Annotated in this window: 26 protein-coding genes and 2 riboswitches; of the genes, 9 read left to right on the forward strand and 17 right to left on the reverse strand. The window is 37.7% G+C overall.

The annotated features are described in order from the left end of the window. Window positions 1-91 precede the first annotated feature (91 nt). A complete protein-coding gene (gene thiT / locus ACFX4E_RS20655) occupies window positions 92-700 on the reverse strand; it encodes an energy-coupled thiamine transporter ThiT (RefSeq protein WP_050689751.1) in 609 nt (202 codons plus the stop codon). Between the two features lie 32 nt (window positions 701-732). Continuing rightward, window positions 733-833: riboswitch (TPP riboswitch) on the reverse strand. A 174-nt stretch (window positions 834-1007) separates the two neighbouring features. Next, a riboswitch (Lysine riboswitch) is annotated at window positions 1008-1192 on the forward strand. 102 nt (window positions 1193-1294) lie between these two features. Here thiT and ACFX4E_RS20660 point away from each other — a divergent pair. Next, complete coding sequence (locus ACFX4E_RS20660; protein ID WP_050689739.1) at window positions 1295-2734, forward strand: amino acid permease; 1440 nt, start codon at window positions 1295-1297, stop codon at window positions 2732-2734. A gap of 35 nt (window positions 2735-2769) precedes the next feature. On the opposite strand, the gene ACFX4E_RS20665 is transcribed toward ACFX4E_RS20660, so the two are convergent. The 5 genes from ACFX4E_RS20665 to ACFX4E_RS20685 form a co-directional block, all read right to left on the reverse strand. After that, window positions 2770-3138, reverse strand: coding sequence for a hypothetical protein (locus ACFX4E_RS20665; protein ID WP_377238278.1), 369 nt, complete (start codon window positions 3136-3138; stop codon window positions 2770-2772). A 103-nt stretch (window positions 3139-3241) separates the two neighbouring features. Then, the gene (locus ACFX4E_RS20670) at window positions 3242-3733 is read right to left on the reverse strand and encodes a GNAT family N-acetyltransferase (RefSeq protein ID WP_060745515.1); all 492 of its coding nucleotides are present in this window, start codon (window positions 3731-3733) and stop codon (window positions 3242-3244) included. Window positions 3734-3823: 90 nt separating this feature from the next. Then, entirely contained in the window at window positions 3824-4411 is a 588-nt protein-coding gene (locus ACFX4E_RS20675; protein WP_098250008.1) for a cysteine hydrolase family protein, read from the reverse strand. Window positions 4412-4432: 21 nt separating this feature from the next. Next, window positions 4433-4741, reverse strand: a complete 309-nt coding sequence (locus ACFX4E_RS20680) for a cupin domain-containing protein (protein WP_034651653.1) — start codon at window positions 4739-4741, stop codon at window positions 4433-4435. Further along, window positions 4716-5483: a YqcI/YcgG family protein gene (locus ACFX4E_RS20685; RefSeq protein ID WP_098249603.1), complete on the reverse strand. Its 768-nt coding sequence runs from the start codon at window positions 5481-5483 to the stop codon at window positions 4716-4718. The genes ACFX4E_RS20680 and ACFX4E_RS20685 overlap by 26 nt, the downstream gene beginning before the upstream one ends. 154 nt (window positions 5484-5637) lie before the next feature. On the opposite strand from ACFX4E_RS20685, the gene ACFX4E_RS20690 reads away from it, so the two are divergent. After that, a complete protein-coding gene (locus ACFX4E_RS20690; protein ID WP_060745513.1) occupies window positions 5638-6279 on the forward strand; it encodes a LysE family transporter in 642 nt (213 codons plus the stop codon). On the opposite strand, the gene ACFX4E_RS20695 is transcribed toward ACFX4E_RS20690, so the two are convergent. From ACFX4E_RS20695 to ACFX4E_RS20710, 4 genes are all read right to left on the reverse strand, one after another. Then, a complete protein-coding gene (locus tag ACFX4E_RS20695) occupies window positions 6265-7086 on the reverse strand; it encodes an alpha/beta fold hydrolase (RefSeq protein WP_098249602.1) in 822 nt (273 codons plus the stop codon). The genes ACFX4E_RS20690 and ACFX4E_RS20695 overlap by 15 nt on opposite strands. Before the next feature lie 212 nt (window positions 7087-7298). Further along, entirely contained in the window at window positions 7299-9725 is a 2427-nt protein-coding gene (parC, locus tag ACFX4E_RS20700; protein WP_060745511.1) for a DNA topoisomerase IV subunit A, read from the reverse strand. Then, window positions 9722-11698 (reverse strand): DNA topoisomerase IV subunit B, encoded by a 1977-nt coding sequence (gene parE, locus ACFX4E_RS20705; protein WP_013057241.1) that lies wholly within the window; start codon window positions 11696-11698, stop codon window positions 9722-9724. The genes parC and parE overlap by 4 nt, the downstream gene beginning before the upstream one ends. A 333-nt stretch (window positions 11699-12031) precedes the next feature. Beyond that, the gene (locus ACFX4E_RS20710; protein WP_013057242.1) at window positions 12032-12445 is read right to left on the reverse strand and encodes a CoA-binding protein; all 414 of its coding nucleotides are present in this window, start codon (window positions 12443-12445) and stop codon (window positions 12032-12034) included. 205 nt (window positions 12446-12650) lie between these two features. On the opposite strand from ACFX4E_RS20710, the gene plsY reads away from it, so the two are divergent. Continuing rightward, window positions 12651-13244 carry a glycerol-3-phosphate 1-O-acyltransferase PlsY gene (gene plsY, locus ACFX4E_RS20715; RefSeq protein WP_060745510.1) on the forward strand — a complete coding sequence of 198 codons (594 nt, stop codon included), beginning with the start codon at window positions 12651-12653 and terminating at the stop codon, window positions 13242-13244. A 379-nt stretch (window positions 13245-13623) separates the two neighbouring features. Further along, on the forward strand, window positions 13624-13914 hold the full coding sequence (locus ACFX4E_RS20720) for a HesB/YadR/YfhF family protein (RefSeq protein ID WP_013057245.1): 291 nt from the start codon (window positions 13624-13626) through the stop codon (window positions 13912-13914). A 41-nt stretch (window positions 13915-13955) separates the two neighbouring features. Here the strand turns inward: ACFX4E_RS20720 and ACFX4E_RS20725 are convergent, their stop codons facing one another. The 3 genes from ACFX4E_RS20725 to tlp form a co-directional block, all read right to left on the reverse strand. Further along, on the reverse strand, window positions 13956-14378 hold the full coding sequence (locus tag ACFX4E_RS20725) for an acyl-CoA thioesterase (protein WP_028408348.1): 423 nt from the start codon (window positions 14376-14378) through the stop codon (window positions 13956-13958). 78 nt (window positions 14379-14456) lie between these two features. After that, window positions 14457-15884 (reverse strand): phospholipase D family protein, encoded by a 1428-nt coding sequence (locus ACFX4E_RS20730; RefSeq protein ID WP_377238277.1) that lies wholly within the window; start codon window positions 15882-15884, stop codon window positions 14457-14459. A gap of 111 nt (window positions 15885-15995) precedes the next feature. After that, window positions 15996-16238 carry a small acid-soluble spore protein Tlp gene (gene tlp / locus ACFX4E_RS20735; RefSeq protein ID WP_013083367.1) on the reverse strand — a complete coding sequence of 81 codons (243 nt, stop codon included), beginning with the start codon at window positions 16236-16238 and terminating at the stop codon, window positions 15996-15998. A 172-nt stretch (window positions 16239-16410) separates the two neighbouring features. On the opposite strand from tlp, the gene ACFX4E_RS20740 reads away from it, so the two are divergent. Further along, complete coding sequence (locus ACFX4E_RS20740; RefSeq protein WP_028408346.1) at window positions 16411-17022, forward strand: hypothetical protein; 612 nt, start codon at window positions 16411-16413, stop codon at window positions 17020-17022. Between the two features lie 31 nt (window positions 17023-17053). On the opposite strand, the gene ACFX4E_RS20745 is transcribed toward ACFX4E_RS20740, so the two are convergent. From ACFX4E_RS20745 to acnA, 4 genes are all read right to left on the reverse strand, one after another. Then, entirely contained in the window at window positions 17054-17197 is a 144-nt protein-coding gene (locus tag ACFX4E_RS20745) for an acid-soluble spore protein N (RefSeq protein ID WP_013057251.1), read from the reverse strand. A 44-nt stretch (window positions 17198-17241) separates the two neighbouring features. After that, complete coding sequence (locus ACFX4E_RS20750) at window positions 17242-17385, reverse strand: FbpB family small basic protein (protein WP_013057252.1); 144 nt, start codon at window positions 17383-17385, stop codon at window positions 17242-17244. Between the two features lie 212 nt (window positions 17386-17597). After that, complete coding sequence (locus ACFX4E_RS20755; protein ID WP_028408345.1) at window positions 17598-18197, reverse strand: TlpA disulfide reductase family protein; 600 nt, start codon at window positions 18195-18197, stop codon at window positions 17598-17600. A 195-nt stretch (window positions 18198-18392) separates the two neighbouring features. Beyond that, window positions 18393-21113: an aconitate hydratase AcnA gene (gene acnA / locus ACFX4E_RS20760; RefSeq protein ID WP_028408344.1), complete on the reverse strand. Its 2721-nt coding sequence runs from the start codon at window positions 21111-21113 to the stop codon at window positions 18393-18395. 221 nt (window positions 21114-21334) lie between these two features. On the opposite strand from acnA, the gene sspO reads away from it, so the two are divergent. The 4 genes from sspO to ku all read left to right on the forward strand — a co-directional run bounded on the left by sspO (window position 21335) and on the right by ku (window position 23419). Then, on the forward strand, window positions 21335-21484 hold the full coding sequence (gene sspO / locus ACFX4E_RS20765) for a small acid-soluble spore protein O (RefSeq protein ID WP_013083371.1): 150 nt from the start codon (window positions 21335-21337) through the stop codon (window positions 21482-21484). Window positions 21485-21696: 212 nt separating this feature from the next. Continuing rightward, a complete protein-coding gene (locus tag ACFX4E_RS20770) occupies window positions 21697-21837 on the forward strand; it encodes a small acid-soluble spore protein P (RefSeq protein WP_013057256.1) in 141 nt (46 codons plus the stop codon). Window positions 21838-21989: 152 nt separating this feature from the next. Then, window positions 21990-22430: an Hsp20/alpha crystallin family protein gene (locus ACFX4E_RS20775; protein WP_013057257.1), complete on the forward strand. Its 441-nt coding sequence runs from the start codon at window positions 21990-21992 to the stop codon at window positions 22428-22430. A gap of 155 nt (window positions 22431-22585) precedes the next feature. Then, entirely contained in the window at window positions 22586-23419 is an 834-nt protein-coding gene (gene ku / locus ACFX4E_RS20780; RefSeq protein WP_028408343.1) for a non-homologous end joining protein Ku, read from the forward strand. Window positions 23420-23422 lie beyond the last annotated feature (3 nt).

Below are 23422 nucleotides of genomic sequence, written 5' to 3' on the forward strand. Positions count from 1 at the left end.
TAACTATGTTATCAAACCTGACACACTTTTGTGTAAACAAAGGTGACAAATGACAAAAAAGACTAAATCTTGGTAGATTTAGTCTTTTTGCTTATGATGAGTGTGATTTAGTTATAATCATTCTTGATGCCGATGGAATTAATAGTGAAAGAATGATTAAGCAGGCTATTAGTGATCCTACCATTGAAATCCCGTTCATTGAAAAAGAATACCATAGAGCGGACATGCCCTTTGGCGCATATGATCCCCAGAAAATAATACCCGCAATAAAGTGCCAGAAATACCGTGCGAAGCTGCCGATAATAAGGGATAAAACAATCAAAACAAAAGCTTTTGATCTGTTATTGTTAGCTAAATTTGTTTTAATAGATTGCGAAAAAATACCTCCAAAACCTATAAAAGCAAAAGCCACAATATATTCAATAAACGTTTGCAGCGCTGTTAAAATATAAGCCGTTCCTGTTGCCAACTGTAAAAGCCCCCATAATAGACCAGATAGAGCCCCGCCTTTTACTCCCCAGCGAAAGCACATAATAAAAATGGGCACCATGGAGAACGAAATACTCACAGCCGTTGCAATCTTAATGGAAGGCAAAAGATCAAGTAGAAGTGCCAATGCTGCAAAAATAGCTATTTCAATTTTAGCCTGTAAAGGTAATGCTTTATTCACGTTTCTCACTCCTGTTTTTGAATCATTCATATCAAACGGTTTACACAGGAGTAAGCAAATATATGCTACTATTCCCACATTCCTACGCTAGCGTTAACTAACAGGTTCGAAGGGTCTGAACAATTTGTTCACTCTCAGCACGGCGGCTCCCCCTGTGGTACGTTCGGATATTTATGTAGTATTATGACAACATCCATTATATCATATGTAACAAAATAGATTCGAGAGATTTCAAAGATGTTTCTATTTTCTGAATCTATTTTTTATAATGACAATCGTTTTAGTATTTGGTATACTTCTTTTATGTCAAATGAATATAAAAAACCCTCATCCTAATCGATGAGGTAGAGGTCGCAGTTTTTAATAGTAAAGCAACGGAAATGCAGAGAACATTGAGGATGTTGCTTGAAAGGAAAAATTGCCGAAGTTTAGATCACTTCTCGGTTGATTTAAGCTGGGGCTGTCTCCGAACAGGAACAGAACTGTCACATCATGCGAGTGATGTGAAGAGCTATCTTCACGGAAGGTTGACGCGGTTTTCAGATTTAAAAGCGCGCACATATACTGCGGGCTTTTTTTATGTTATCCCGTCTCTTTCCGTACATTCGAAAGGAGTATTTATCTATGCAAGAGCAGCAAGAATTAAAACGTGGGTTGAAATCTCGCCACTTGACGATGATTTCATTAGGAGGAGCCATCGGAACCGGCTTATTCCTAGCAAGTGGTGGAGCAATTCACACAGCAGGACCTGGGGGAGCGCTTTTAGCTTACGCTATCATTGGTGTCATGGTTTACTTTTTGATGACCAGCCTAGCGGAGCTCGCAGCTTATATGCCTGAAGCCGGTTCGTTTAGTACGTATGCGTCTCGGTTTGTAGATCCATCCTTTGGTTTCGCTCTCGGCTGGAACTATTGGTATAACTGGGCTATTACGATTGCAGCTGAATTATCGGCTGGAGCCCTTATTATGAAATTTTGGTTCCCAAACTCTTCTTCTATTTTATGGAGTGCCCTGTTTTTATTAATTATGTTTGGGCTTAACTACCTTTCTGTAAAAGGATTTGGTGAATCTGAATTTTGGTTTTCGTTAATTAAAGTAGTAACGGTTATCATCTTTTTAGTTATTGGTATTATGATGATTTTTGGTATCTTTAACAATGAAGCACCAGGTTTTAAAAACTTCACGCTTGGTGATGGACCCATTCACGGTGGATTCTTTACTGTCTTAGGTATTTTTATGGCTGCTGGTTTTTCATTCCAAGGAACAGAGTTGCTTGGAGTCGCAGCTGGAGAAAGTGAAGATCCGGAAAAAACGGTTCCTCGCGCAGTTAAACAAGTCTTCTGGCGCATCTTGTTATTTTATATTTTAGCTATTTTTGTTATCGGGATGCTTATTCCATACACAGCGGATTCATTAGCAAGTGATGATGTGCGGGTAAGTCCATTTACTTTAATATTCGAACGAGCAGGTCTGGCGTTTGCAGCATCAGCTATCAATGCCGTTATTTTAACAGCCGTTTTATCTGCTGGTAACTCAGGTATGTATGCTTCTACGCGTATGCTTTGGAACTTAGCGAAAGATGGAAAAGCACCGAGGTTCTTAGCAAAAGTAAATAAACGAGGCGTTCCGGTTAATGCTTTAATCGCAACGGCACTTGTCGGTACACTTGCATTTGGTGCTTCATTTTTTGGAGACGGTGCGGTATACACGTGGTTACTTAACGCTTCTGGTATGTCTGGTTTTATTGCTTGGTTAGGAATTGCCATCAGCCACTATCGTTTTAGAAGAGCATTTGTTGCTCAAGGTCATGATTTGAGTGAACTTCCATATCATGCAAAACTTTTCCCGTTTGGTCCTATCTTTGCCTTTATTTTATGTGCTGTTGTCATTTTAGGTCAAAACTATTCGGCGTTTACGGGTGATTCGATTGACTGGTACGGTGTACTTGTTTCTTATATCGGACTTCCTTTATTCTTAATTGTTTGGTTAGGATACAAATGGACGAAAAAGTCAAAACTTATTCCGTTAAAAGAATGCCAAGTAACAGTAAAAAAATACGAATAAAAAAAGCTCTCTATTCTTTTGAATAGAGAGCTTTTTTACGTGATCTGATCAGCAAAATGAAGAGATATATAGGCGGGCTGGTTTTTCATAACAAGCATATAACCTTTGAGGGGGCGATTACAGTAATCAGCAGCTTCTATATAATAAATATGCTGAATTAACCTGCTTAAATAGGTTACAAAAGATGGAAGTTGATGAGTAGGAATGCTTTGGATGTAGTCTATGATTTCTTGTTGAGTTTGAAGGCCTGAATGGGTACATTCTAACAGATAAAAAAGCGGATCTGCTGCTATAGTAGATAGTTCAGAGTTGTGTTTGATTCTATTCAGCTGGATATGCAGTTCTTTTTTTGACCATCTTTTTGGAATAGCTCTTAGATACTGATATTGAAAATGTGTATTCATGATAGCTAACACCTTTCGTATTAAAATAATAAAACGACTTATTATTTTAATAACCTTTACACATGAAACTAAAACGTTACAATGTGTAAAGGTGTCATACATCTTATAAAATAAGCTGATAAAAAAGAACATCTTGCCACTGATTAAATTTCCAGCCTACTTCTTTAAATTCTCCGCAAAATGTAAAATTAAATTGCTCATGCATTTTGATACTGATATCATTCCCTTTTGTAATCCCTGAAATAACAACGTGATGGTTGAGTTCTTTAGCTAATTCCAAAATTCGCTTCATAAGCTTTTTTCCAATGCCATGCCCCTGCTGGTTTTTATCAATATAAATCGATAGCTCTACCGTTTGAATGTACGCCTCTTTATCTCGATAAGAAGAAAGCGAAGCATAGCCCGCTACTACCCCATCTTTTTCTGCGACAATAAGCGGAAAAAGTTCATTGCTAATATGATTATTAAACCAGCTCCTTCTATGCTCTACTGTTACAGGCGTTAAGTCAAAAGTAGCAGCACTTGTTTGAACAGACTGGTTATAAATTTCAACAAGCATAGGTAAATCTTCTTCTTTAGCATAACGAATGATCATATGTACAAACTCCTTATAGTATAGAATTATCTTTATTTTACTTCTTTTAATAAACATAATCTACATAAAAAACCGATGTGCACATGCACATCAGTTGTGATTTTGAGCATATTGAAAGGTTTGAAGAACTTGAAGTGTCTCTTTTGTAGAAACGACCGTCGCAAACTCCTCATGCAAAGAAGACAGTGCGAATGTATGTACATCTTCTGCAGGAAGCCTTGTTTTTCCATCGTAGGACATACCATCAAAGCAAGCTGTTGCATCGTTTACAACGTACGTTCTGTACCCTAGATTTCCAGCCATGCGGGCAGTCGTGGAGACGCAGTGATTGGTAGTTAGTCCTATTAAGATAAGCGTATCATAACCATTTGCTTTTAAATAACTGTCTAGCTCTGTTCCAATGAAACAGCTGTTCACGTGTTTGCGAATTAAGTATTCGTCTTCTTGTGGACCAAACCCTTCTTTGAACTGAAACCCCTTCGAACTGGGGTGTAAAGGAGAATCTGGATTTTCTGATGCATGCTGTACGTGAATAACAGGATAGTCTTGGCGCCTCCATGCTTGCAGTAGCGTCAGCATATGTTTTTCTGCATCTAGATTGTTTCTTTCCCCCCACTGTGGTGAATAAAATCCTTCTTGTACATCAATAAGCAGCAGCACTGGCCGGGAACGTAGCATAAGCATCATCTTCTTTCATCTTTATTTTAAAATGGAAATAACGTATGTGCACCCATCAGGACCGGCTTTTGACGAATGAACCGTCTGTTTCGGTAAATGTATCCGATCTCCTGCCTGACATAGAACCGTATCATGTTCAACTGTAAAGTAAATAGATCCTTCAAGTATATGAAGAATTTCATCAGTTGGATGGGTATGAGATGGGTGCGTTTGAAAAGCAATATCATGCTGTACTTCAACGTATCCAGTATACGCCGGAAGCAGTTCTTTAATTACTTCTTCAAACTTTCCGCCAACTCCTTTTTTAATAGAGGCTTTTTTTACGTCCATGCTGCTCACTCCTTTTTAATTTAAACGGACACTGTCCGGTAGTATAGTTGTTATCATCGTGTAAAAAATATTGCTTCCACTCTCGGTTTTCCTGCTGTCCATACCATCCTAACTCAGGGTGAGCTGATACGTCATCATATGTTTTTAACCGATCGCGGACCACCTTTTGTACGTGCCGCCCTATTTTTGAATCTCCTGTCATACCTTCAAACACCCACCGAGGTTGAAATGTAATCATAAATCCCCTGCTCTTACGGCTTTTACGTAAAGAATGAGCAGGCGTATTACAGACGACAAAAATAGGTTCTCCGTGAAAGCAAAATTCCCATAATGGATCTTTTGGATCTTTTGGAATGTCTTGCGGCCATTTCTTTTGATCAATTTGATGAAGAAACGTCAACGTATCCCAAAACATCGTTTCGTACTCTTCCATTGAACGTTCTTTATGTTCAGGCTTAAAGAATAACACAAAGGATGTATAGCGACCTATGGTTTTAAAAGTATCTATGTATTCTCTAAGTGCCGACGCTGCATTCCTAATATCTTGGTAGTTATAAGGAGTAGTCACAAATGAAAACCGCAGTAAATCTTTTTTAAAGCCTTCTACCCCTAATATACAAGGAAATGGATTTTCTTCTGATAATATATCGCTTCGGAAATATTGAAAAGCATCTTTTCCCCAAAACGGGACGTGCGTTGACTCTAAAATCTCATTGGCTCGAAAAAGCATTTTTGATGCCATTAAAACCCTCCTTATGGAACTCAACGTTACATGTGTATTAAAGAAAAGAAAGTTTATGAGCATTTTTAACTAAATGTCGCTTCTAAATTATAAAACTCTAATCTATATATATATATAAGCTACTATTGGACAAGTTAGAAAGGAGGCTGTGTTTGTGGAGTGGTTTTTGATTGCTATAAAACAAATAATTCTAGGTATTAGTCTCGCAGCACCGGTAGGTCCAATTAATATAGAGATGATTAAAAAAGGCCTGACGAAAGGTTTTTGGGCTTCTTGGCTAGTTGGTTTAGGAGGCATGACGGCCGACATTTTATTTATGCTCCTCATTTTAATAGGGTTAACGCCTTTTGTTCAGATGCAGGCTGTTACTGTTACCCTGTATGCAACTGGTTTTGTCATGCTCACATTTGTTGGCTTTCAAAGTATGAAACAAGCTGTTTCTCGCTCCTTTTCAATAGATGTAAATAAACCCTCTATCAAAAGAGATAAGTCGTTTTTTACAGGTTTCTTCATTGCTCTTATGAATCCTTTAAATATTGTGTTTTGGTTTGGTGTATTTGGGTCAAGCTTAAGCGAAAGCCTCCAAAGTCAAACATGGCTATCTGTCTTTTTTCACAGTTTCTTTATTATCTTTGGCATCCTTCTTTGGAATTTAAATATTGCCAGCAGCATTCATTTTACAAGAAAATTTATCACGCCTAAGCTTCTTCGTTTCATTACGTTAGGTGCCGGGTTTTTACTTTTTTTATTTGGCTGCCAGTTCGGTTTTAAATGTATATCCTTACTTGTAGGCTGAGCTTTTAGCGATGAGTTCAATAAGAGTGTCATTTACTTTCTCACGGTCATCATAAAAAAGGCCGTGTCCACTGTTTTCAAATGGAAGAAGTGTAGAAAATGAAATATGACGATTCATAACTTTTGCAAGATCAAATGGACAAATTTGATCTTTTTTCCCGTGTAATATATATGTCTCAGCGAAAATTTGACTTAAATCTTCCCGTAAGTCTTCGTCTCGTAAAGACACCGCAGTTTTAATCGTTCCATGACCGGATGCCTCTAAACCTAAATCTTGAAACCACCCTCTAAAAGCTGAACTGGTTGGCTGATTAAAAAACTTTTTCCCAAACTCTTCAAGCATGTTAGGACGATCTCTATACGTATTTTGAATAATTGTATTTACTTCTTCAGAAGGAAGTCCATATGGAAAATCAGTTTTTTGAATAAAACTAGGAGCCGCTGCTCCTAATAAAATTAACTTCTTCACGCCATATCCTAAATGTCTGCTCATATATCGAATGGCAATGGCTCCCCCCATAGAAAAGCCTACGAGCGTATAATTTTTAAGCTCCAGTCTTTCTACTAACATGCGAACATCATCCGCTAATTGATTATAAGAATAGCCGGTGAAAGGTGCATCTGATTTTCCGAATCCCCGAAGATCAGGAGCGATACATCGAATACCTCGGGCCGGCAACGTTGTAAATTGGTATTCGTACATTTTAGCGTTAACCGGCCACCCGTGAAGGAAAAGAACGGGTTCCCCTTTTCCAATATCTCGAACAAAAAGTTTAGTCTTAGGAGTTACGTGAATAAAGTAGTTCATCTATAACACCTCCTAGTTGTTCTTTTATATATATGTGTAGGACAATTGGAACATTCAAAAGTTTCTTAGAGGCTTGTGTAGAAGATGTATAATGTTTATCTGGGATAATGAGTAGGGAAATTCTTTTATATTGTTTATTTAGAACATAGTTTAATTTAAAAATATTAGACAAAAAAAGTAGTAAAGTGTTAAAAACTTTACTACTTTTTTTGTTATTTTTCTTCCAGCCACACATCAATTAAATTGCCAGCTTCACTTTGGTCCAATACGAATGAACCGTTGCTGTATCGGTCGCTAGCTCGCATTGTAGACGGATCAACCTGCTCGATTTGACCTTTGGATGATTCTACTATCATGTAATGTTCTTTAGAAATTGCTTTTACTTTTGCAATTTGATGCGGATTAGATTTTAGTTCTCGGACCATCACTAGCCCTCGTTTTGCTCGTGCTGATTCTTCAAACTCAGTAATTTTTGTCTTTTTCACAGCTCCTCGCTGCGTGGCGATAAATAATTCAGTTGATAGAGCTTCATCTTCATCGAAGATAACGCCGCTTACAACATAATCATCGTCTTTTAAGTTAATTCCTTTCACACCAGAAGCGCGAGTTCCTACAATATTGATTTCTTCTTCCGGGAAACGCAATCCGTAGCCAGAACGAGTGGCAATAAACACTTGTTTTTTACCATCCGTTTGATATACATCAATTACTTCATCATCGCCTTTTAAATTAACCGCGACAAGGGCTTTGGAGTAGCGCTGTGCTTTATATTGAAGTAATTCTGATTTTTTGACCATACCATTTTTCGTAAAGAAAAGCAGATACTGATTTTCTTTAAATTCTTTCACCGGTATCGCCCGTACAATTTGCTCTTCTTTATCAATTGGAACAATGTTCATGATATGCTGCCCCATGTCTTTCCACCTGATATCAGGAAGTTCGTGCACTGGCATATATAAATAATTCCCTTTGTTTGTGAAGATGAGCAGCGTTTCGGTTGTATTAATTTCATACTTCGCTAAAATTCGGTCCGTATCTTTCATACCGAAGTCTTGCCCGTTAGACGCGGCGTAGGAACGAAGGCTTGTTCGTTTTACGTATCCGTCTTTTGTGACTGTCACCATCACTTCTTCAGATGGAACCATCACTTCTAGATTAATCTTAATTTCTTCGATTTCCGCTTCAATTTTTGAGCGGCGTTCTGTACTGTATTGCTTCTTTACACGGCGTAATTCTTTTTTGATTACATTAAAAAGTTTTTTCTCGCTATGTAAGATTTCTTCTAACTCGTTAATTTTAGCACCTAGCTCTTCGGCTTCCGCTTGTAGAGCTGTGATGTCCGTATTTGTCAAACGGTATAATTGAAGCGATACAATCGCCTCTGCTTGAGGTTCTGTAAATTCATATTTGGCAATTAAATTATTTTTAGCGTCGCGCTTATCTTTAGAAGCTCTAATCGTCGCAATAACTTCATCTAAAATCGACAGGGCCTTAATCAATCCCGCTACAATATGTTCACGTTCACGTGCTTTTTGCAGTTCATATTTAGAACGATTTGTTACCACTTCTCTTTGATGATCAATATAAGCATCAAGAATGTTAGCCAAGCTCATAAGCTTTGGTCGCTTTTTAGCAATAGCAACCATGTTAAAATTATACGGTACTTGCAGATCCGTATTTTTATAAAGATAGTGAAGTACTCCTTGAGCATTTGCATCTTTTTTTAATTCTACTACGATGCGCAGACCCGTACGATCCGTTTCATCGCGAACTTCAGCAATACCTTCCACTTTTTTATCTAAACGAAGCTCATCCATTTTCTTAACAAGGTTGGCTTTGTTTACTTCAAACGGAATTTCTGTAATGACAATTTGCTGTTTTCCGCCGCGAATGGACTCCACTTCCGTTTTTCCGCGAATAATAATTTTTCCTTTACCTGTCTCGTAGGCTTTCTTAATCCCGTCTACCCCTTGAATGATTCCTCCCGTAGGAAAATCAGGACCTTGAATAGCCGTCATCAACTCTTCAATTGTACACGTTGGTTTATCAATTCGCATGATCGTTGCGTCAATTACTTCACCTAAATGATGAGGAGGAAGTTCTGTAGCATAACCAGCTGAAATACCCGTGGATCCATTTACTAGCAAGTTAGGAAACATAGCCGGTAACACAGTTGGTTCACTGCTTGTATCATCGAAGTTAGACACAAACTCAACCGTTTGTTTGTCAATATCTCGTAGAAGTTCTGCAGCAATCGATGAAAGGCGAGCTTCTGTATAACGCATTGCTGCTGGGGGATCTCCATCAATACTTCCGTTGTTTCCATGCATTTCGATTAATACATTTCTAACTTTCCATTCTTGACTCATTCGAACCATGGCATCATATACAGATGAATCACCATGAGGGTGATAGTTACCAATTACATTCCCTACAGTTTTGGCTGACTTGCGAAAGCCTTTTTCTGCTGTATTTCCATCTACGTGCATTGCATATAAAATACGGCGCTGAACGGGTTTTAACCCGTCTCTTGCATCCGGCAGTGCACGCTCTTGAATAATATATTTACTGTATCGACCAAAACGGTCGCCTAGTACATCCTCAAGAGGTAAATCTAAAAAGCGTTCTGTTTGTGTCATTGTACGTCCTCCTCTGCGACCGTTAATACATTTTCATTATCTAAAATATTTGGATCTTCTTCTAATCCAAACGCTACGTTGCTTTCAATCCATTTTCTGCGAGGTTCTACTTTATCGCCCATCAAAGTGGTCACACGACGATCAGCGCGGGCAGCATCGTCAATACGAACACGAATCAGCGTACGCGTCTCTGGGTTCATTGTTGTTTCCCACAGCTGATCTGCGTTCATTTCACCGAGACCTTTATAGCGTTGAATCATATACCCTCTTCCTACCTTATCGATAGCACCTTGCAATTCTTCGTCACTCCATGAATATTCAACCACTTCTTTTTTACCTGAACCTTTACTTACTTTATAGAGCGGTGGAAGAGCAATAAATACTTTTCCTGCTTCCACAAGCGGTTTCATATAGCGGTAGAAAAACGTTAGCAGAAGCACTTGAATATGAGCGCCATCCGTATCCGCATCGGTCATGATGACTATTTTATCGTAGTTAATATCATCAATGGTGAAATCTGCTCCTACTCCTCCGCCTATCGCGTGGATGATCGTACTAATTTCTTCGTTTTTAAAAATATCTTGAAGCTTAGCTTTTTCGGTATTGATAACCTTCCCTCGCAGTGGCAGCACAGCTTGAAAGCGGCGATCCCTTCCTTGTTTTGCTGAACCTCCGGCGGAATCCCCTTCGACTAAGTACAGTTCGTTTCGCTGAGGATTTCTTGATTGCGCAGGCGTTAACTTTCCGCTTAGAACGGTTTCTTGACGCTTTCGTTTCTTCCCGTTTCTTGCATCTTCTCTTGCCTTTCGTGCTGCTTCACGCGCTTGAGCAGCTTTGATTGCTTTTTTTACAAGAAGAGAGCTTACGTCCGGGTTTTCTTCTAAGAAATAGGCAAGTTTTTCAGAAATAACTGCATCTACGGACGAACGAGCTTCACTTGTACCTAACTTTCCTTTTGTTTGTCCTTCAAACTGAAGCAACTCTTCAGGTATTCTAACGGAAACGATTGCTCCCAAGCCTTCTCGTATATCTGTTCCTTCTAAGTTTTTATCTTTTTCTTTTAGCAAGCTTACTTTACGGGCGTATTCATTAAATGCACGGGTCATAGCGCTTTTTGCACCGGACTCATGCGTTCCACCATCTTTGGTACGAACATTATTAACGAATGATAAAATGGTTTCAGAATAACCATCATTAAATTGAAAGGCAAATTCAACTTCAATATTATGGTGAATCCCTTCAAAAAAGACGACTGGATGAAGTGAATCTTTTTCTTCATTTAAATATGAAACGAAGGCTTGAATACCTGTTTCATAATGAAAGATATCGTGACGATCATGTCTTTTATCGATTAACTCTATTTTGAATCCTTTTAACAGAAAAGCCGATTCGCGGAGCCGTTCACACAGCGTGTCATAATTATACACAGTTGTTGAAAAGATCGTGGCATCCGGTTTGAAATGAATCGTTGTTCCCGTTTTTTTCGTTTTCCCTATTTTTTCTAGCGTCGTAACCGGCTTTCCTCCATTTTCAAAACGCTGTTCATAAATAAATCCATCTCTATGAATGGTTACAGTCAACCATTCAGACAGCGCATTTACAACAGATGCACCTACTCCATGTAAGCCTCCGCTTGTTTTATATCCACCCTGTCCGAATTTACCTCCTGCATGCAAGATGGTTAAAATAACTTCAGGCGTTGGTTTTCCTAGTTTATGCATGCCCGTTGGCATACCTCGACCTTTATCTTGTACAGAAATTGAATTATCTTTGTGAATGGTTACAATAATTTCTTCTCCGTAGCCTGCTAGAGCTTCATCGACAGAGTTGTCGACGATTTCATATACTAAATGATGCAGACCTCGTGTATCCGTACTTCCAATATACATACCAGGACGTTTACGAACGGCATCTAATCCTTCTAGTACTTGAATTGCATCTTCATTATAATTAAATTGTTGTTTCCGAGCCATTCATACTACCCCTTTCATCACAACGAACATTACTACATTATGTATGAAACACAAACGTTTGCGCTTCGTGTCTAAGAATAAATGATCATGTATCCTATCTTTTAATTTTATAGTGTTCGCATCAACAGAACGTATGTTTCTATTTTTGCGTACTTACAAGATTTTAGCACAAATTTCCGTATTATAAAAGCAATATCTTGTGTATTCATGGATTATAAGCATTATAAAGCTAGCTGTCTAACGTCTATTGTAGCGGAAAAGCTCTTACTATTTCAACGCATGGTGAAACCCATGCAAGCAGTGTGCATGGGTTGGTTGTTCTGCTTATAGATCTTACTTTGTTAAAGCATGCTCAACTTTTATACAACGATCCATAACTACAGTATACCCTTTTTTAGCGAGCAGGTCATATGCTTCTTCATTAATTAAACCAGATTGTGCCCAAAATACGTCTGCATCTACTTCTAAAAACTCTTCTGCAACTTCAAGCAAATGCTCAGAGCGGCGAAATACATTAACGATATCAATATGTCCTTCAATTTCTTTTAATGAAGATACGGCTTTTACGCCGAGCGCTGAGTTTATTGTCGGGTTCACCGGAATAATCTCGTAGCCTTGTTGCTGCATGGCTTCTGAAACCATATAAGACGTTCGATGAGGGTTATCTGATAAACCTACTACAGCAATGCGCTTGCTTTTTTTTAATATTTTACCAAGCTCTTGACGGGAAGGAATTTTAATGGACATGTCTATTACCTCTCTTAGCTATATAATATGTACTGAACAACATTCGCGATTTACAGTTGATTTCCTGCATATAGTACCCGTTTTCTCTATTTTTGTAAACGTCTTCTTTTTTTAAAATAATTGTCTCTCACCCAAAACTAGCTATGTTTTTTTAAGTATCTCATGGTAAAATAGAAACGATATAGAAATAAAGGAGCTTTCAAACATGAATTATTTATTACCTATTCTTGCCTATATCTTGGGCTCTATTCCTTTTGGACTAGTTGTTGGAAAACTAGGATACGGCATCGATATACGAGAGCATGGAAGCGGCAATTTAGGCGGGACCAACTCCTTTCGTACATTGGGTGTAAAAGCCGGAATTATCGTTACGCTGGGAGACATTCTAAAAGGAACCCTAGCAGCTTCTTTACCGCTTTTATTTAATACGAATCAAAACATTCTCTTCATTGGTTTATTTGCTGTCATTGGTCATATTTTTCCTGTTTTCGCGAAATTTAAAGGCGGGAAAGCTGTTGCCACGTCCGCCGGAGTGATTTTATGTTATGAACCTCTTTTATTTGTTTTCGTACTATTATGTTTTTTTATCTGCTTATACATAACGAAATATGTATCACTGTCATCAATGATTACCGGGGTATTAACCTTTATCTACACGCTGTTTAAACAAGACTACGTGCTTATTATGATTATTGGTTTAATTGTAGCCTTTGTCATTTACAGACACCGCGCAAACATTACCCGTATTCTTAACAAAACAGAACCGAAAGTCACATTTTTGTCAGGTAAAAAGAAATAAGAGGATCTTCCTCTTATTTCTTTTTTTATAACCACCTTGTAAGCGAATACATTTCTTATTTATTAGTTATACTGATACTAAAATAAGGAGGTGAATGATGTGAAGAAAAAATGCCCCATTTGCAAACGAAATAAGAAAATGGATGCACAGCTAGAAGGAAGCCGCTACTGCGTTCACTGCTGGGAAACCATTGGAAAACAATATGATTTCAAATGAAAGAATGAAACGATTTAATATAGAAATGAAGCCTTCACCTCTATATTAAATCGTTTTATTTTATTTTATCTCATTCCTTCCTAGCTGGATTCGTATATATTGGTAATTTATCTACCTTTCTACTATAATAAATGTATCCGCAGTATTGGAAGGAGCATAATGAATGAAATTAACAGTAACAGAAGCAGCAGCTACGTGGTACAAAGATGAAATGATGCTAGAAGGAAACGAAACAATTCGCTTTTTTGTTCGCTACGGCGGATGCAGCAACGTTCAAAAAGGTTTTTCTTTAGGTGTAAACACAGATTCTCCTAAAAACGTTGGCGTTGAAACAAAAGTTGACGGTTTAACATTCTTCGTAGAAGATGAAGACCTTTGGTACTTTGACGGTCATGATTTGACCGTAAATTATAATGAAGAAACAAAAGAACCTGACTTTCATTACGAAGCGTAAGAAAAAAAGCATCGATTTATCGATGCTTTTTATTCTTGCGCTTAACCCTGCTTTTTGGCATCTTCATAGGCTTTATGCCATTCCGGATAATTACGGCGAATCGAAATAGGCTTAAAGTTTTCTTTTTTCACACATACGTGTGACGATGTTCCTGTTAACGCAAGTTCTTCATTTGAATTAAAAATTTCGTAGCCGTACACAACGCGTAGACCGTCATAGTTCTCAACCCAAGTATGTACTACAGCTGTCTCGCCATAATGAAGCGGCTTTTTATATGAAGCCTGTATATCAATAACTGGCGACAGCACACCGTCTCTTTCCATTTGTGCATAGCTAAAACCTAAATCACTAATAAACTGCGTTCGACCTATTTCCATCCATACTAAATAGTTAGCATGATACACAACGCCCATCTGATCGGTTTCTGCATAGCGCACTTCGATTTCTTTCTTCGACACTAGCATGATTCTACCTCCTCTTGCACTGTTCCTGTTTTATCTTACCATATAAGGAGAATATACTCCTACTAGTTTGGTTGTAACTCAATATGTTGTAAGACTAAGCACATTTTGAATGCGATATATCAGTGTTTCCAGCCGCGTCATCTTATTTTCATACTTTTTATAAGGAAGTGTATATGTGTAGTCTTTATTTGTCCATAAACGGTCAAAATAAGCGTTTAGTTCGGTCATAACCTTTTTGTTAGAAGGTCCTGATACTTTAATATCCGTTTCTAAATTCAAGTCATCTAAATTTCGTTTTGTGAAATTTGCTGCTCCTGCAATAATCGTTGCCTTTCTTTTGTTCCGAATAAATAAAGTTTTAGGATGATACTGCTCTTTTCCCGTATGATACCAGCGAACTTTAATATCGCCTTTAGATTTTTTCACAAGTTCTGCTGCTACTGGACGGTTAGGCAGTCCGAACTTTTTTCTTCCAAACGCATTTTCATTAGGATCTAAAATTAATCGTACGTTTGCGCCTTGTTTGGAAGCTTTCAAAAGCGCCTTTATTACGTCTCGATCTCCAAGATAAAACATGCCAAGCCATACATCGTCTCCTTTTTTAGCATGACGTAAATCATGTAATACGTACTTATAGATTTTTCCTTCTGTTAACAGCTGAACATAGAGGTCTCCCTTTTCTTTTTCTTTCTTCTTATACTGAGGTAACTTTCCTCCGTAAGAAAAATCTGACACCGCTTGTTCACTTTTCACCACATCTCCAATGATATTCCCTTTTACTTCAAAGGCCATGTTAGAATTATAAAAACTTGCATCATGAGGATTGGCAGAGGAGATAATAACGCTTTGATCTGTTGCTACTACTTTTCTATGATTAGCTTTTACATTTAACAACTTTAAATAAGCACGGACCGTCGCTTTAGGCGCATTGGTACCAAACGGATTTGTTATCCAGCCGTTTCCTTTTTCACCAAACCACTGAATAAAAGTTCTCCATACTGCAGAATACAGTGGAATGGAGTCTCTGAGCTTAGATAAATTGGTTTGCACCACTTTGATTCCGTTTAGCCGCAGTGAATCTAACCACTTTGAATCATGTGAGCCGTAGGTTGTATTGATTTCATCTGTAATAAAGACGATTTCGATAGTAGGATGTTTTCGTTTCTTTTCAATCAGCTTACTTGCAAGCGTATCACTAAGGTGAGGGAACGTTTCGCCTTGGTTATAGTAGCCGTTAAATAGAAACATATCCATAATAATAAAAGCTTTTGCGTCATCAATCGCATTCGTAACTGCTTGAAAAATATGTTGTTCAGAAACAGATGTCTGCTGGTCTTGATACGTTAGGTCTGATAAAAGAAATACATCTTCTACTTTGTGGGGCTTACTTTCGTATGAAACTCCTTTAGGCAAGGGCTTATGTGTTTGATAAGAGCCCACAATAATCAAGACGACAAGCAAACTGATCAAAATCCTTAGTACTTTCTTTTTCACGTGCTTTTTCACCTACATAAACCTCTTCGCTAGTTTGTATTAGTATTGTCTTACTAAAAAAATATAGAAAGAAAGCAGCTAAAACCGTTTATTTTTAGCTGCTTATTGTCGTTGCTTTATTTATTAAATCGTACCTTCGTAACCATTTTGACGAGCTTCTGACTCATCTTTTATTTCGCTGCGCATTGCTTCGATACTTACTTCGCGATTGTGATTTTTTTGCTGAATGCGCTGACGCTCTTCTTCATTGCTGCATGCAGCAGCTTCTTCTGCTTCTTCAATGTTTTTCATTGTATTTTGCACCATTGTTTGTAATTTTTCAACGTTATCACTGCGATCGTCTGGATTCGGTTTATTCCATGCCATTGTATCTTCCTCCTCAAAATAACTTTGTTACAATTGTAGTATGCCGGATTTGTTCATCTCTATAAGTGGAAAAAAATGATTTTAGTTTACATAATATAATTATAATTAAGTTAAAATGTATATATAAAACATACATAATATGGTAATATATACATACAAAGGGGGAATCTCTATGACTAAACGAATGATAACATTACTAAGCGTCATCTTTATTGCAGTGCTTGCCGTATTTTTTATGTCGCAAACCTCATTGGCATCAAAATTGACTGCAAGTGCCTTTATGAAGCCTCATCATTACTCAAAACATGAAGAAAAAATGTTAGCTGTGACAAACCTGGACTACAAAAGCAATATCATTGCATACGATGTGAAAGCTCCTAGTGACGCAAAAGAAGCTTATGTAAAAGCTACTTACTACGAAAAGGGAAAAGCCAAAGAACCTTTATTTTCAGGAGGGTTGACTGTTTCAAAAGAATTTGACATGTTTGCTATTACATATAAAATCGATGATGATACTCACAAAGTTATGTTTAATGTAGGCAGCAACGATACAAACCTAGGAATAGAAGCGGAAAAGCCAAAAAAAATGAACGGCTATTCCTTTACTGGATTAGAGAAAAAACAAACGGTAAAAATGAATAAAACATATCCAATTGCTGCTTTATTTGGTGACGATGGCAGTGGCATACGAGTTGCTCCGCTTTCAACCGACGATGAAGAAGTCGTTAAAGAGCTTATTTCGAGCAATCCTTACGTTTATTTATTCACAGTAGAATTCAAATAATAAAAAGTCGCTGAATTCAGCGACTTTTTATTCATTCACCTTTGGTTTGAATAACTTGAGGATGCTTGCCGGATGTATCTTGCATTTGTTTTCCATTATTTCCACCAGCTTCTCTCGGTTGAGTGCCGATGTGATTCGGAACAAAAGGTTTGCTTTGTTTTTTAGGATTTCCCATGCTTATCCCCTCCTCACCGTTACTCTAACCAACTTACTTTAAAGTTATTCAGCTCTTTCAAGCATACGATCTTCTAACCGCTTTTCAATTTCCATTTCAATGCGTTCAATTTCTGACTGATCTTTTAACAGCTGCGTTTTATTTTCTTGCACTAACTCTTCAAATGAACGTTTGCGTAATTTTCTCATGATCACAACACCTACTTTATGTAATTTTTATGAAAAATCTGAAAAATCTAAAGAAACTGATATCATATAACTATCTATATTGTAACCAATTTGTCAGATAAGTAAACATACTTTTTGAAAAGTTGTAAGAAAGTTTGACATGTTTACTGACTTATCTATATATACGATGATAAAGTAAATAAGTTTCATGTTTAATAAAACAAGCAGCGAAGTTAATTCGCTGCTTGTTGAGCAAAGTTTTCCATTTGTTTAAGCGTCATTGGACCATTCACTCGTTGAACAATTTTCCCTTCTTCATCTATAAAGTAAGATGTCGGAATGGTGGAGACCCGATATTTTTTACTTCCTACACTATCTTGGTCGTCCAATAATACACGAAACGTAAACTGTTTTTCTTTAAGAAACTTAGATACTGCCTGTTTACTGCCTTCTGACGAAGTTAAATTAACCGCAAGTAGCTGTACATCGTTTCCATATTTCTCATAAAACGCTTGCATATCGGGCATTTCTTTTTGACACGGCGGACACCATGTTGCCCAAAAGTTTAAAATAACTTTTTTTCCTTTAAAGTCCGATAATTGAACGGATTTCCCGCTCGTATCTGACAGTGTAAACGGAGGCGCTATATCTTTTGGTTCCAACCCATAAGCTTGACCCGAAGCCTGACGAGCACTATCGCCTTTTTTAATATTTAAATCCTTGTATTCGCTTAAGTTAGAATTATCGGATGCTTCATTTGGAGAAAGCCCTTGCCAAAGTGCGTAGCTAAGAAAGCCTACTAGAAGCAAGACCGCAATTATTTTTTTAACCATATGATCGGCTCCTTTATTTCTTCTAAAAAGTGATAATCTATGTACTAATAGATATGTGCAATATCTACTAAAATAATCCTTTTATAGGGCATTTTCTTTTATAATATAGCATATTTCCCTCTCACTTTTTGTCGAAAACGGTGCGTTTGCATAAAAAAAGAGCGGCTCACGAGAACCGCTCTTTTTCTTTATAACTTACGCATGTGTTTTAGACTGTAATTTATCACGAAGCACCATTTGAAGGATACCACCGTGGCGATAGTAATCAATTTCAACTTCACTATCGAAACGAACCAGTACTTCAAATTCTTTTTTGTTTCCGGCTTCATCAGTTGCTGTTACTTTTATAAAATCACGTGGTTTTACTGTTTCATCAACTGCTACTGCAATTGTTTCTTTTCCAGTTAAACCTAATGTATCCGCGCTTTCACCATCTTTAAATTGAAGAGGTAAAACACCCATTAATACTAGGTTTGAACGGTGAATACGCTCGAAGCTTTCAGCGATTACTGTTTTAATACCTAAAAGATTTGTTCCTTTTGCTGCCCAGTCACGAGAACTTCCCATGCCGTAATCTTTGCCTGCAAGTACAACAAGACCTGTATCTTGCTCTTTGTATTTCATACAAGCATCATAAATGCTCATTACGTCATTTGTTGGCCAGTACGTTGTCCAGCCGCCTTCTGTACCAGGAGCTACTTGGTTTTTAATACGGATGTTTGCAAACGTACCGCGCATCATCACTTCATGGTTACCACGACGAGAACCATATGAGTTAAAGTCTTTTGGCTCTACACCGTTTTCTTGAAGGTAAAGACCTGCAGGTGATGTTTTTGCAATTGAACCCGCTGGTGAAATGTGATCCGTTGTCACTGAGTCACCAAATTTCGCTACTACGCGAAGATCATTTAACGGCTCTACTTCACCTGGTTCTTCTGATAAGCCTTCAAAGAAAGGTGGGTTTTGAATGTAAGTTGAATCATTCTCCCACGTATAAAGCGCATCTTCGCTTGTTTTAATTTCATTCCAGCGCTCGTTATCATCGAATACGCGCTCATACTCGTTACGGAATAATTCAGGCGTTACGGTACGGCTAACAACTTCTTTAATTTCATCTTGAGAAGGCCAGATGTCGCTAAAGAATACTTCATTGCCGTCTGTATCAATGCCGATTGGATCTTTTTGTAGATCTACATCTACTGTTCCAGCCAGTGCATAGGCTACAACAAGCGGTGGAGAAGCAAGGTAGTTACCTTTTACTAATGGATGAATACGTCCTTCAAAGTTACGGTTTCCTGAAAGAACAGACGTTACAAGCAAGTCGCTATCTGCAATCGCTGCTTCAATTTCAGCTTCTAATGGACCAGAGTTACCGATACAAGTCGTACAGCCATAACCTACGATGTTAAAGCCGATTTTATCTAAGTATGGGAGCAGCCCTGAATTTTGCAGGTAAGCCGTTACTACTTTTGAACCTGGTGCTAAAGAAGTTTTCACGTAAGCTGGAACATCCAATCCTTTTTCTACCGCTTTTTTCGCAACTAAACCAGCTGCTACTAATACGTAAGGATTTGATGTGTTTGTACAGCTTGTGATAGCCGCAATGGCAATGGCACCTGTTTTCATTGTTGTTTCTGAACCGTCTGCAAGCTTAAACGTAATTTCTTTATCCGCGTCTTTAGCATCAAGTCCGAAGCTTTGGTTGCTAACAGGAGCTGTTAAAGCCTTCTTGAATTCTGTTTGCATTTGAGAAAGTGGAATTAAATCTTGCGGACGCTTTGGACCAGAAAGATTTGCTTCAATCTCAGCAAGGTTAATCTCAACAACGTCAGTGAAAATTGGATCTTCATTTTCTGGTGTGAAGAATAAACCATTTGCTTTTGTATATTGTTCGACAACCTGAATGTCTTTTTCATCTCTTCCTGTTAAACGCATATATGCTAATGCTTCTGCGTCAACTGGGAAGAATCCACATGTTGCACCGTATTCAGGAGCCATATTAGCGATTGTTGCACGGTCAGCTAATGGAAGTTCTGCTACGCCAGGACCGAAGAATTCAACGAATTTTCCGACTACTCCTTTTTGACGAAGCACTTGCGTAACTTTTAACGCTAAGTCTGTAGCTGTAGTGCCGTTTGGTAATTCACCAACAAGTTTAACACCGATTACTTCAGGAACTGGGAAATAAGAAGGTTGACCAAGCATACCTGCTTCCGCTTCAATACCGCCAACACCCCATCCTAAAACACCGATACCATTAATCATCGTTGTATGAGAGTCAGTACCTACTAGAGAATCAGGGAAAGCTACAAATTCACCATCTTCTTCAACAGCATGAACAACGTTTGCTAAATATTCTAAATTTACTTGGTGCACGATACCTGTAGCTGGTGGCACTGCACGATAGTTATTAAATGATTTTTGAGCCCAGCTTAAGAAATTATAGCGCTCTGTATTACGTTGAAACTCGAGGTCCATATTAATTCGCAATGAGTCAGCTGTACCTGCTTTATCAACTTGTACGGAGTGGTCGACAACGAGGTCTACTGGAATTTCTGGATTGATTTTGTCAGGATCTCCTCCTAAATCAGCCATTGCTTTACGAAGTGACGCTAAGTCTACAACCGCTGGAACTCCAGTGAAATCTTGAAGAATAACACGAGATGGTTTGAAAGGAACATCGATATCTTTAATATCTTTTGTTCCCCATTTTGCAAGGTTTTCGACGTGTTCTTTTGTAATAACACGGCCATCTACCTGACGAAGAACAGATTCTAATAATACTTTAATTGAATACGGCAGCTTAGATACATTACCTAAACCTGCTTCCTCTAAAGCTTGTAAGCGGTAATAATTATATGTGCTGCCATTAAGATCGAATGACGAACGAGCGTTGAAAACGTCTTTTTTAGTCATTACTTTTACCCCCTTAAAATTCTATGTATAAAGGATTTACTTACCCCATCCTCTATTCCCTTCACCATCTATCTTAATATAATATTATACATAAGTAAATAAAAAGAATGTTATTAATTAACATAAGTTTCACTTATAACCTTTTTCCATCCCCCTTTTATTTTTCTAATAATTCATATTTCATTGATTTTTACGCATGCTAGAAACGGAGGTGATTCAACATGGCTAAACGCAAGTCAAACCACGTCATTCCTGGAGCTAACGCGGCTAGCGCTCAAGGAAAAGGAGCGGGTTATAATGAAGAGTTTTCAAATGAACCATTAACGGAACAACAGAAACAAAATAATAAAAAACGCAAAAAAAATCAATAAAACAATCTCTTATTGGGTATACTAATCACTAGTTAGAAAAGCAAAATCGTTTAACTCCATGAAATCTAACGAGAAGGCGTCATTATATATGACGCTTTTTTTCTGTTCCCATTTCCTGTTTTTGTTAAACCTATTTTTAGAAAGGGGAATTTTTCATCGGATAAATTCCCTGTCGCTATCCTACCCTAATAAATGAAAGGGAGGCTTTAACTATGAACAAAAACAGCAGCAAAGACATCAGAAGAAATGCGCCAAAAAGCAATTCTGGACAGCCAGAACCGCTAAGCGGATCTCATAAAGTAAAAAACCGTAAGCATTCTCGCCAAAAACACAATAGCGGACATGATATGTAAAACAGCGGCAAGCTCTCTACAGAGCTTGCTTTTTTATGCGTAGAAAAGACAGCTAGTACTTCAAGCTTATTCTTTGCGCAGGAGTTCACTAAGTACATAAACGCGCATATGATAGTAAAGTGAAACAGTTTAAATAATGGAGGAACGCAGAAATGAAAAACAAGCGTCTGCCAGCAGACCAAATGTTTGTAAAAGGCTTTCAAGAGTTGTTAGAAGTCATGCTTTCAAATCCCTTTATGAGTTATTTAGATTATGATTCCGTTCGTATAGATTTATTTGAAACAGAACAATCATTTATTGTCGAAGCTGAATTATTAGGGTATCACCCTAAGGATATTATCGTTCAGATACAAGCTGACCACTTACAGCTGACAGCCAAAAAATACTGTATTAGAGAATTTCATGATGAAAAGCAAGGAACGCTTGCAAGAGAACAAATGGAAGAAAGCGTTGAACGTACAATCGACTTTCCATTTCCATTGATGAATAAAAAAATTACCGCTACATTTAGTAACGAAATCCTTGAAATTACGATTTCTAAACATGAGACAAATGAATCTAATCAGCAAATAGTCCCTATTGAGTTCCAATAAAGCTGGAGATGTTGTCTCTGCAGCTTTATTGGAACTATTTAATTATTTATTTATTTAGCACATAGTTTTTTAAGAATATTCTTCTTTTCAAAACAATGGGATATCTAATTGATTTTACGGCACACTACTAAAAAAAGAGTAAAAGGAGAAAGTTTATGCTTCATACTGCTTGGAAAGGTAAAATCAGCTTTGGATTAATTGATATCCCTATTAAACTGCACGGAGCAATTGAAGAAAAAGATGTAAAGCTGCGCACGCTACACTCCGTTTGCCATACACCTATTCATCAAGAAAAACATTGCCAAACGTGCGGACGAGAAGTAGAATCCGATGAACTGGTTAAAGGATACGAAACTGCGACCGGTCAGTTTGTTGTACTTTCACAACAGGAAATTGACAGTGTCAAAGAGCCCTTTACAGCAAACAAAGCCGTTGAATTGTTACACTTTGTTTCGTTAGATGACATTGATCCCCTGTTTTTTGATAAGCCCTACTATATTTCTCCTGGGGAAACAAGCCTAAAAGCTTATTACACTTTATTAAATGCACTTGAAATAACGAATAAAGTCGGTATTGCGGATGTATTTTTATATTCCAAACAGCAAATGGCAATTATTCGCTCCGTGGGCGGATCTCTTGTTCTTCACACGATGCATTTTGAAGAAGAGCTTCGTTCAGTCACAGATGTGCCTAACTTATCCAGTACTTCTTCCATTAATGAAAGTGATACACAAGTGACTGTGGAATTAATTGATAAGCTATCTACTTCTTTTAATCCATCTATTTACAAAAACAACTACCGAGACGCCTTGCAAAACGTCATTCAACAAAAAATAAATCAAGGCGAAGTTACAAAAGGCAGCGGAAGCGAAGAACGAGATATTCGACATTTAATGGAAATGTTAAAAGTGAGCATAGATCCTTCTACTTTACACCCGACAAAATCAACAGCAGAGAAAAAAACTTCATCCTTAAAAAAGAAAGCATAAAAA

This window comes from Priestia sp. YIM B13491 (assembly GCF_042787605.1).
GTDB classification, from domain to species: Bacteria; Bacillota; Bacilli; order Bacillales; family Bacillaceae_H; genus Priestia; species Priestia megaterium_E.

Excerpts from the sequence above, each read along its gene's own strand:
- thiT (WP_050689751.1), bottom strand. The coding sequence starts at position 700 with ATGAATGATTCAAAAACAGGAGTGAGAAACGTGAATAAAGCATTACCT.
- ACFX4E_RS20660 (WP_050689739.1), top strand. The coding sequence starts at position 1,295 with ATGCAAGAGCAGCAAGAATTAAAACGTGGGTTGAAATCTCGCCACTTG.
- ACFX4E_RS20665 (WP_377238278.1), bottom strand. The coding sequence starts at position 3,138 with ATGAATACACATTTTCAATATCAGTATCTAAGAGCTATTCCAAAAAGA.
- ACFX4E_RS20670 (WP_060745515.1), bottom strand. The coding sequence starts at position 3,733 with ATGATCATTCGTTATGCTAAAGAAGAAGATTTACCTATGCTTGTTGAA.
- ACFX4E_RS20675 (WP_098250008.1), bottom strand. The coding sequence starts at position 4,411 with ATGCTACGTTCCCGGCCAGTGCTGCTGCTTATTGATGTACAAGAAGGA.
- ACFX4E_RS20680 (WP_034651653.1), bottom strand. The coding sequence starts at position 4,741 with ATGGACGTAAAAAAAGCCTCTATTAAAAAAGGAGTTGGCGGAAAGTTT.
- ACFX4E_RS20685 (WP_098249603.1), bottom strand. The coding sequence starts at position 5,483 with ATGGCATCAAAAATGCTTTTTCGAGCCAATGAGATTTTAGAGTCAACG.
- ACFX4E_RS20695 (WP_098249602.1), bottom strand. The coding sequence starts at position 7,086 with ATGAACTACTTTATTCACGTAACTCCTAAGACTAAACTTTTTGTTCGA.
- parC (WP_060745511.1), bottom strand. The coding sequence starts at position 9,725 with ATGACACAAACAGAACGCTTTTTAGATTTACCTCTTGAGGATGTACTA.
- parE (WP_013057241.1), bottom strand. The coding sequence starts at position 11,698 with ATGGCTCGGAAACAACAATTTAATTATAATGAAGATGCAATTCAAGTA.
- ACFX4E_RS20710 (WP_013057242.1), bottom strand. The coding sequence starts at position 12,445 with ATGTCCATTAAAATTCCTTCCCGTCAAGAGCTTGGTAAAATATTAAAA.
- plsY (WP_060745510.1), top strand. The coding sequence starts at position 12,651 with ATGAATTATTTATTACCTATTCTTGCCTATATCTTGGGCTCTATTCCT.
- ACFX4E_RS20720 (WP_013057245.1), top strand. The coding sequence starts at position 13,624 with ATGAAATTAACAGTAACAGAAGCAGCAGCTACGTGGTACAAAGATGAA.
- ACFX4E_RS20725 (WP_028408348.1), bottom strand. The coding sequence starts at position 14,378 with ATGCTAGTGTCGAAGAAAGAAATCGAAGTGCGCTATGCAGAAACCGAT.
- tlp (WP_013083367.1), bottom strand. The coding sequence starts at position 16,238 with ATGGCATGGAATAAACCGAATCCAGACGATCGCAGTGATAACGTTGAA.
- ACFX4E_RS20740 (WP_028408346.1), top strand. The coding sequence starts at position 16,411 with ATGACTAAACGAATGATAACATTACTAAGCGTCATCTTTATTGCAGTG.
- ACFX4E_RS20745 (WP_013057251.1), bottom strand. The coding sequence starts at position 17,197 with ATGGGAAATCCTAAAAAACAAAGCAAACCTTTTGTTCCGAATCACATC.
- ACFX4E_RS20750 (WP_013057252.1), bottom strand. The coding sequence starts at position 17,385 with ATGAGAAAATTACGCAAACGTTCATTTGAAGAGTTAGTGCAAGAAAAT.
- ACFX4E_RS20755 (WP_028408345.1), bottom strand. The coding sequence starts at position 18,197 with ATGGTTAAAAAAATAATTGCGGTCTTGCTTCTAGTAGGCTTTCTTAGC.
- acnA (WP_028408344.1), bottom strand. The coding sequence starts at position 21,113 with ATGACTAAAAAAGACGTTTTCAACGCTCGTTCGTCATTCGATCTTAAT.
- sspO (WP_013083371.1), top strand. The coding sequence starts at position 21,335 with ATGGCTAAACGCAAGTCAAACCACGTCATTCCTGGAGCTAACGCGGCT.
- ACFX4E_RS20770 (WP_013057256.1), top strand. The coding sequence starts at position 21,697 with ATGAACAAAAACAGCAGCAAAGACATCAGAAGAAATGCGCCAAAAAGC.
- ACFX4E_RS20775 (WP_013057257.1), top strand. The coding sequence starts at position 21,990 with ATGAAAAACAAGCGTCTGCCAGCAGACCAAATGTTTGTAAAAGGCTTT.
- ku (WP_028408343.1), top strand. The coding sequence starts at position 22,586 with ATGCTTCATACTGCTTGGAAAGGTAAAATCAGCTTTGGATTAATTGAT.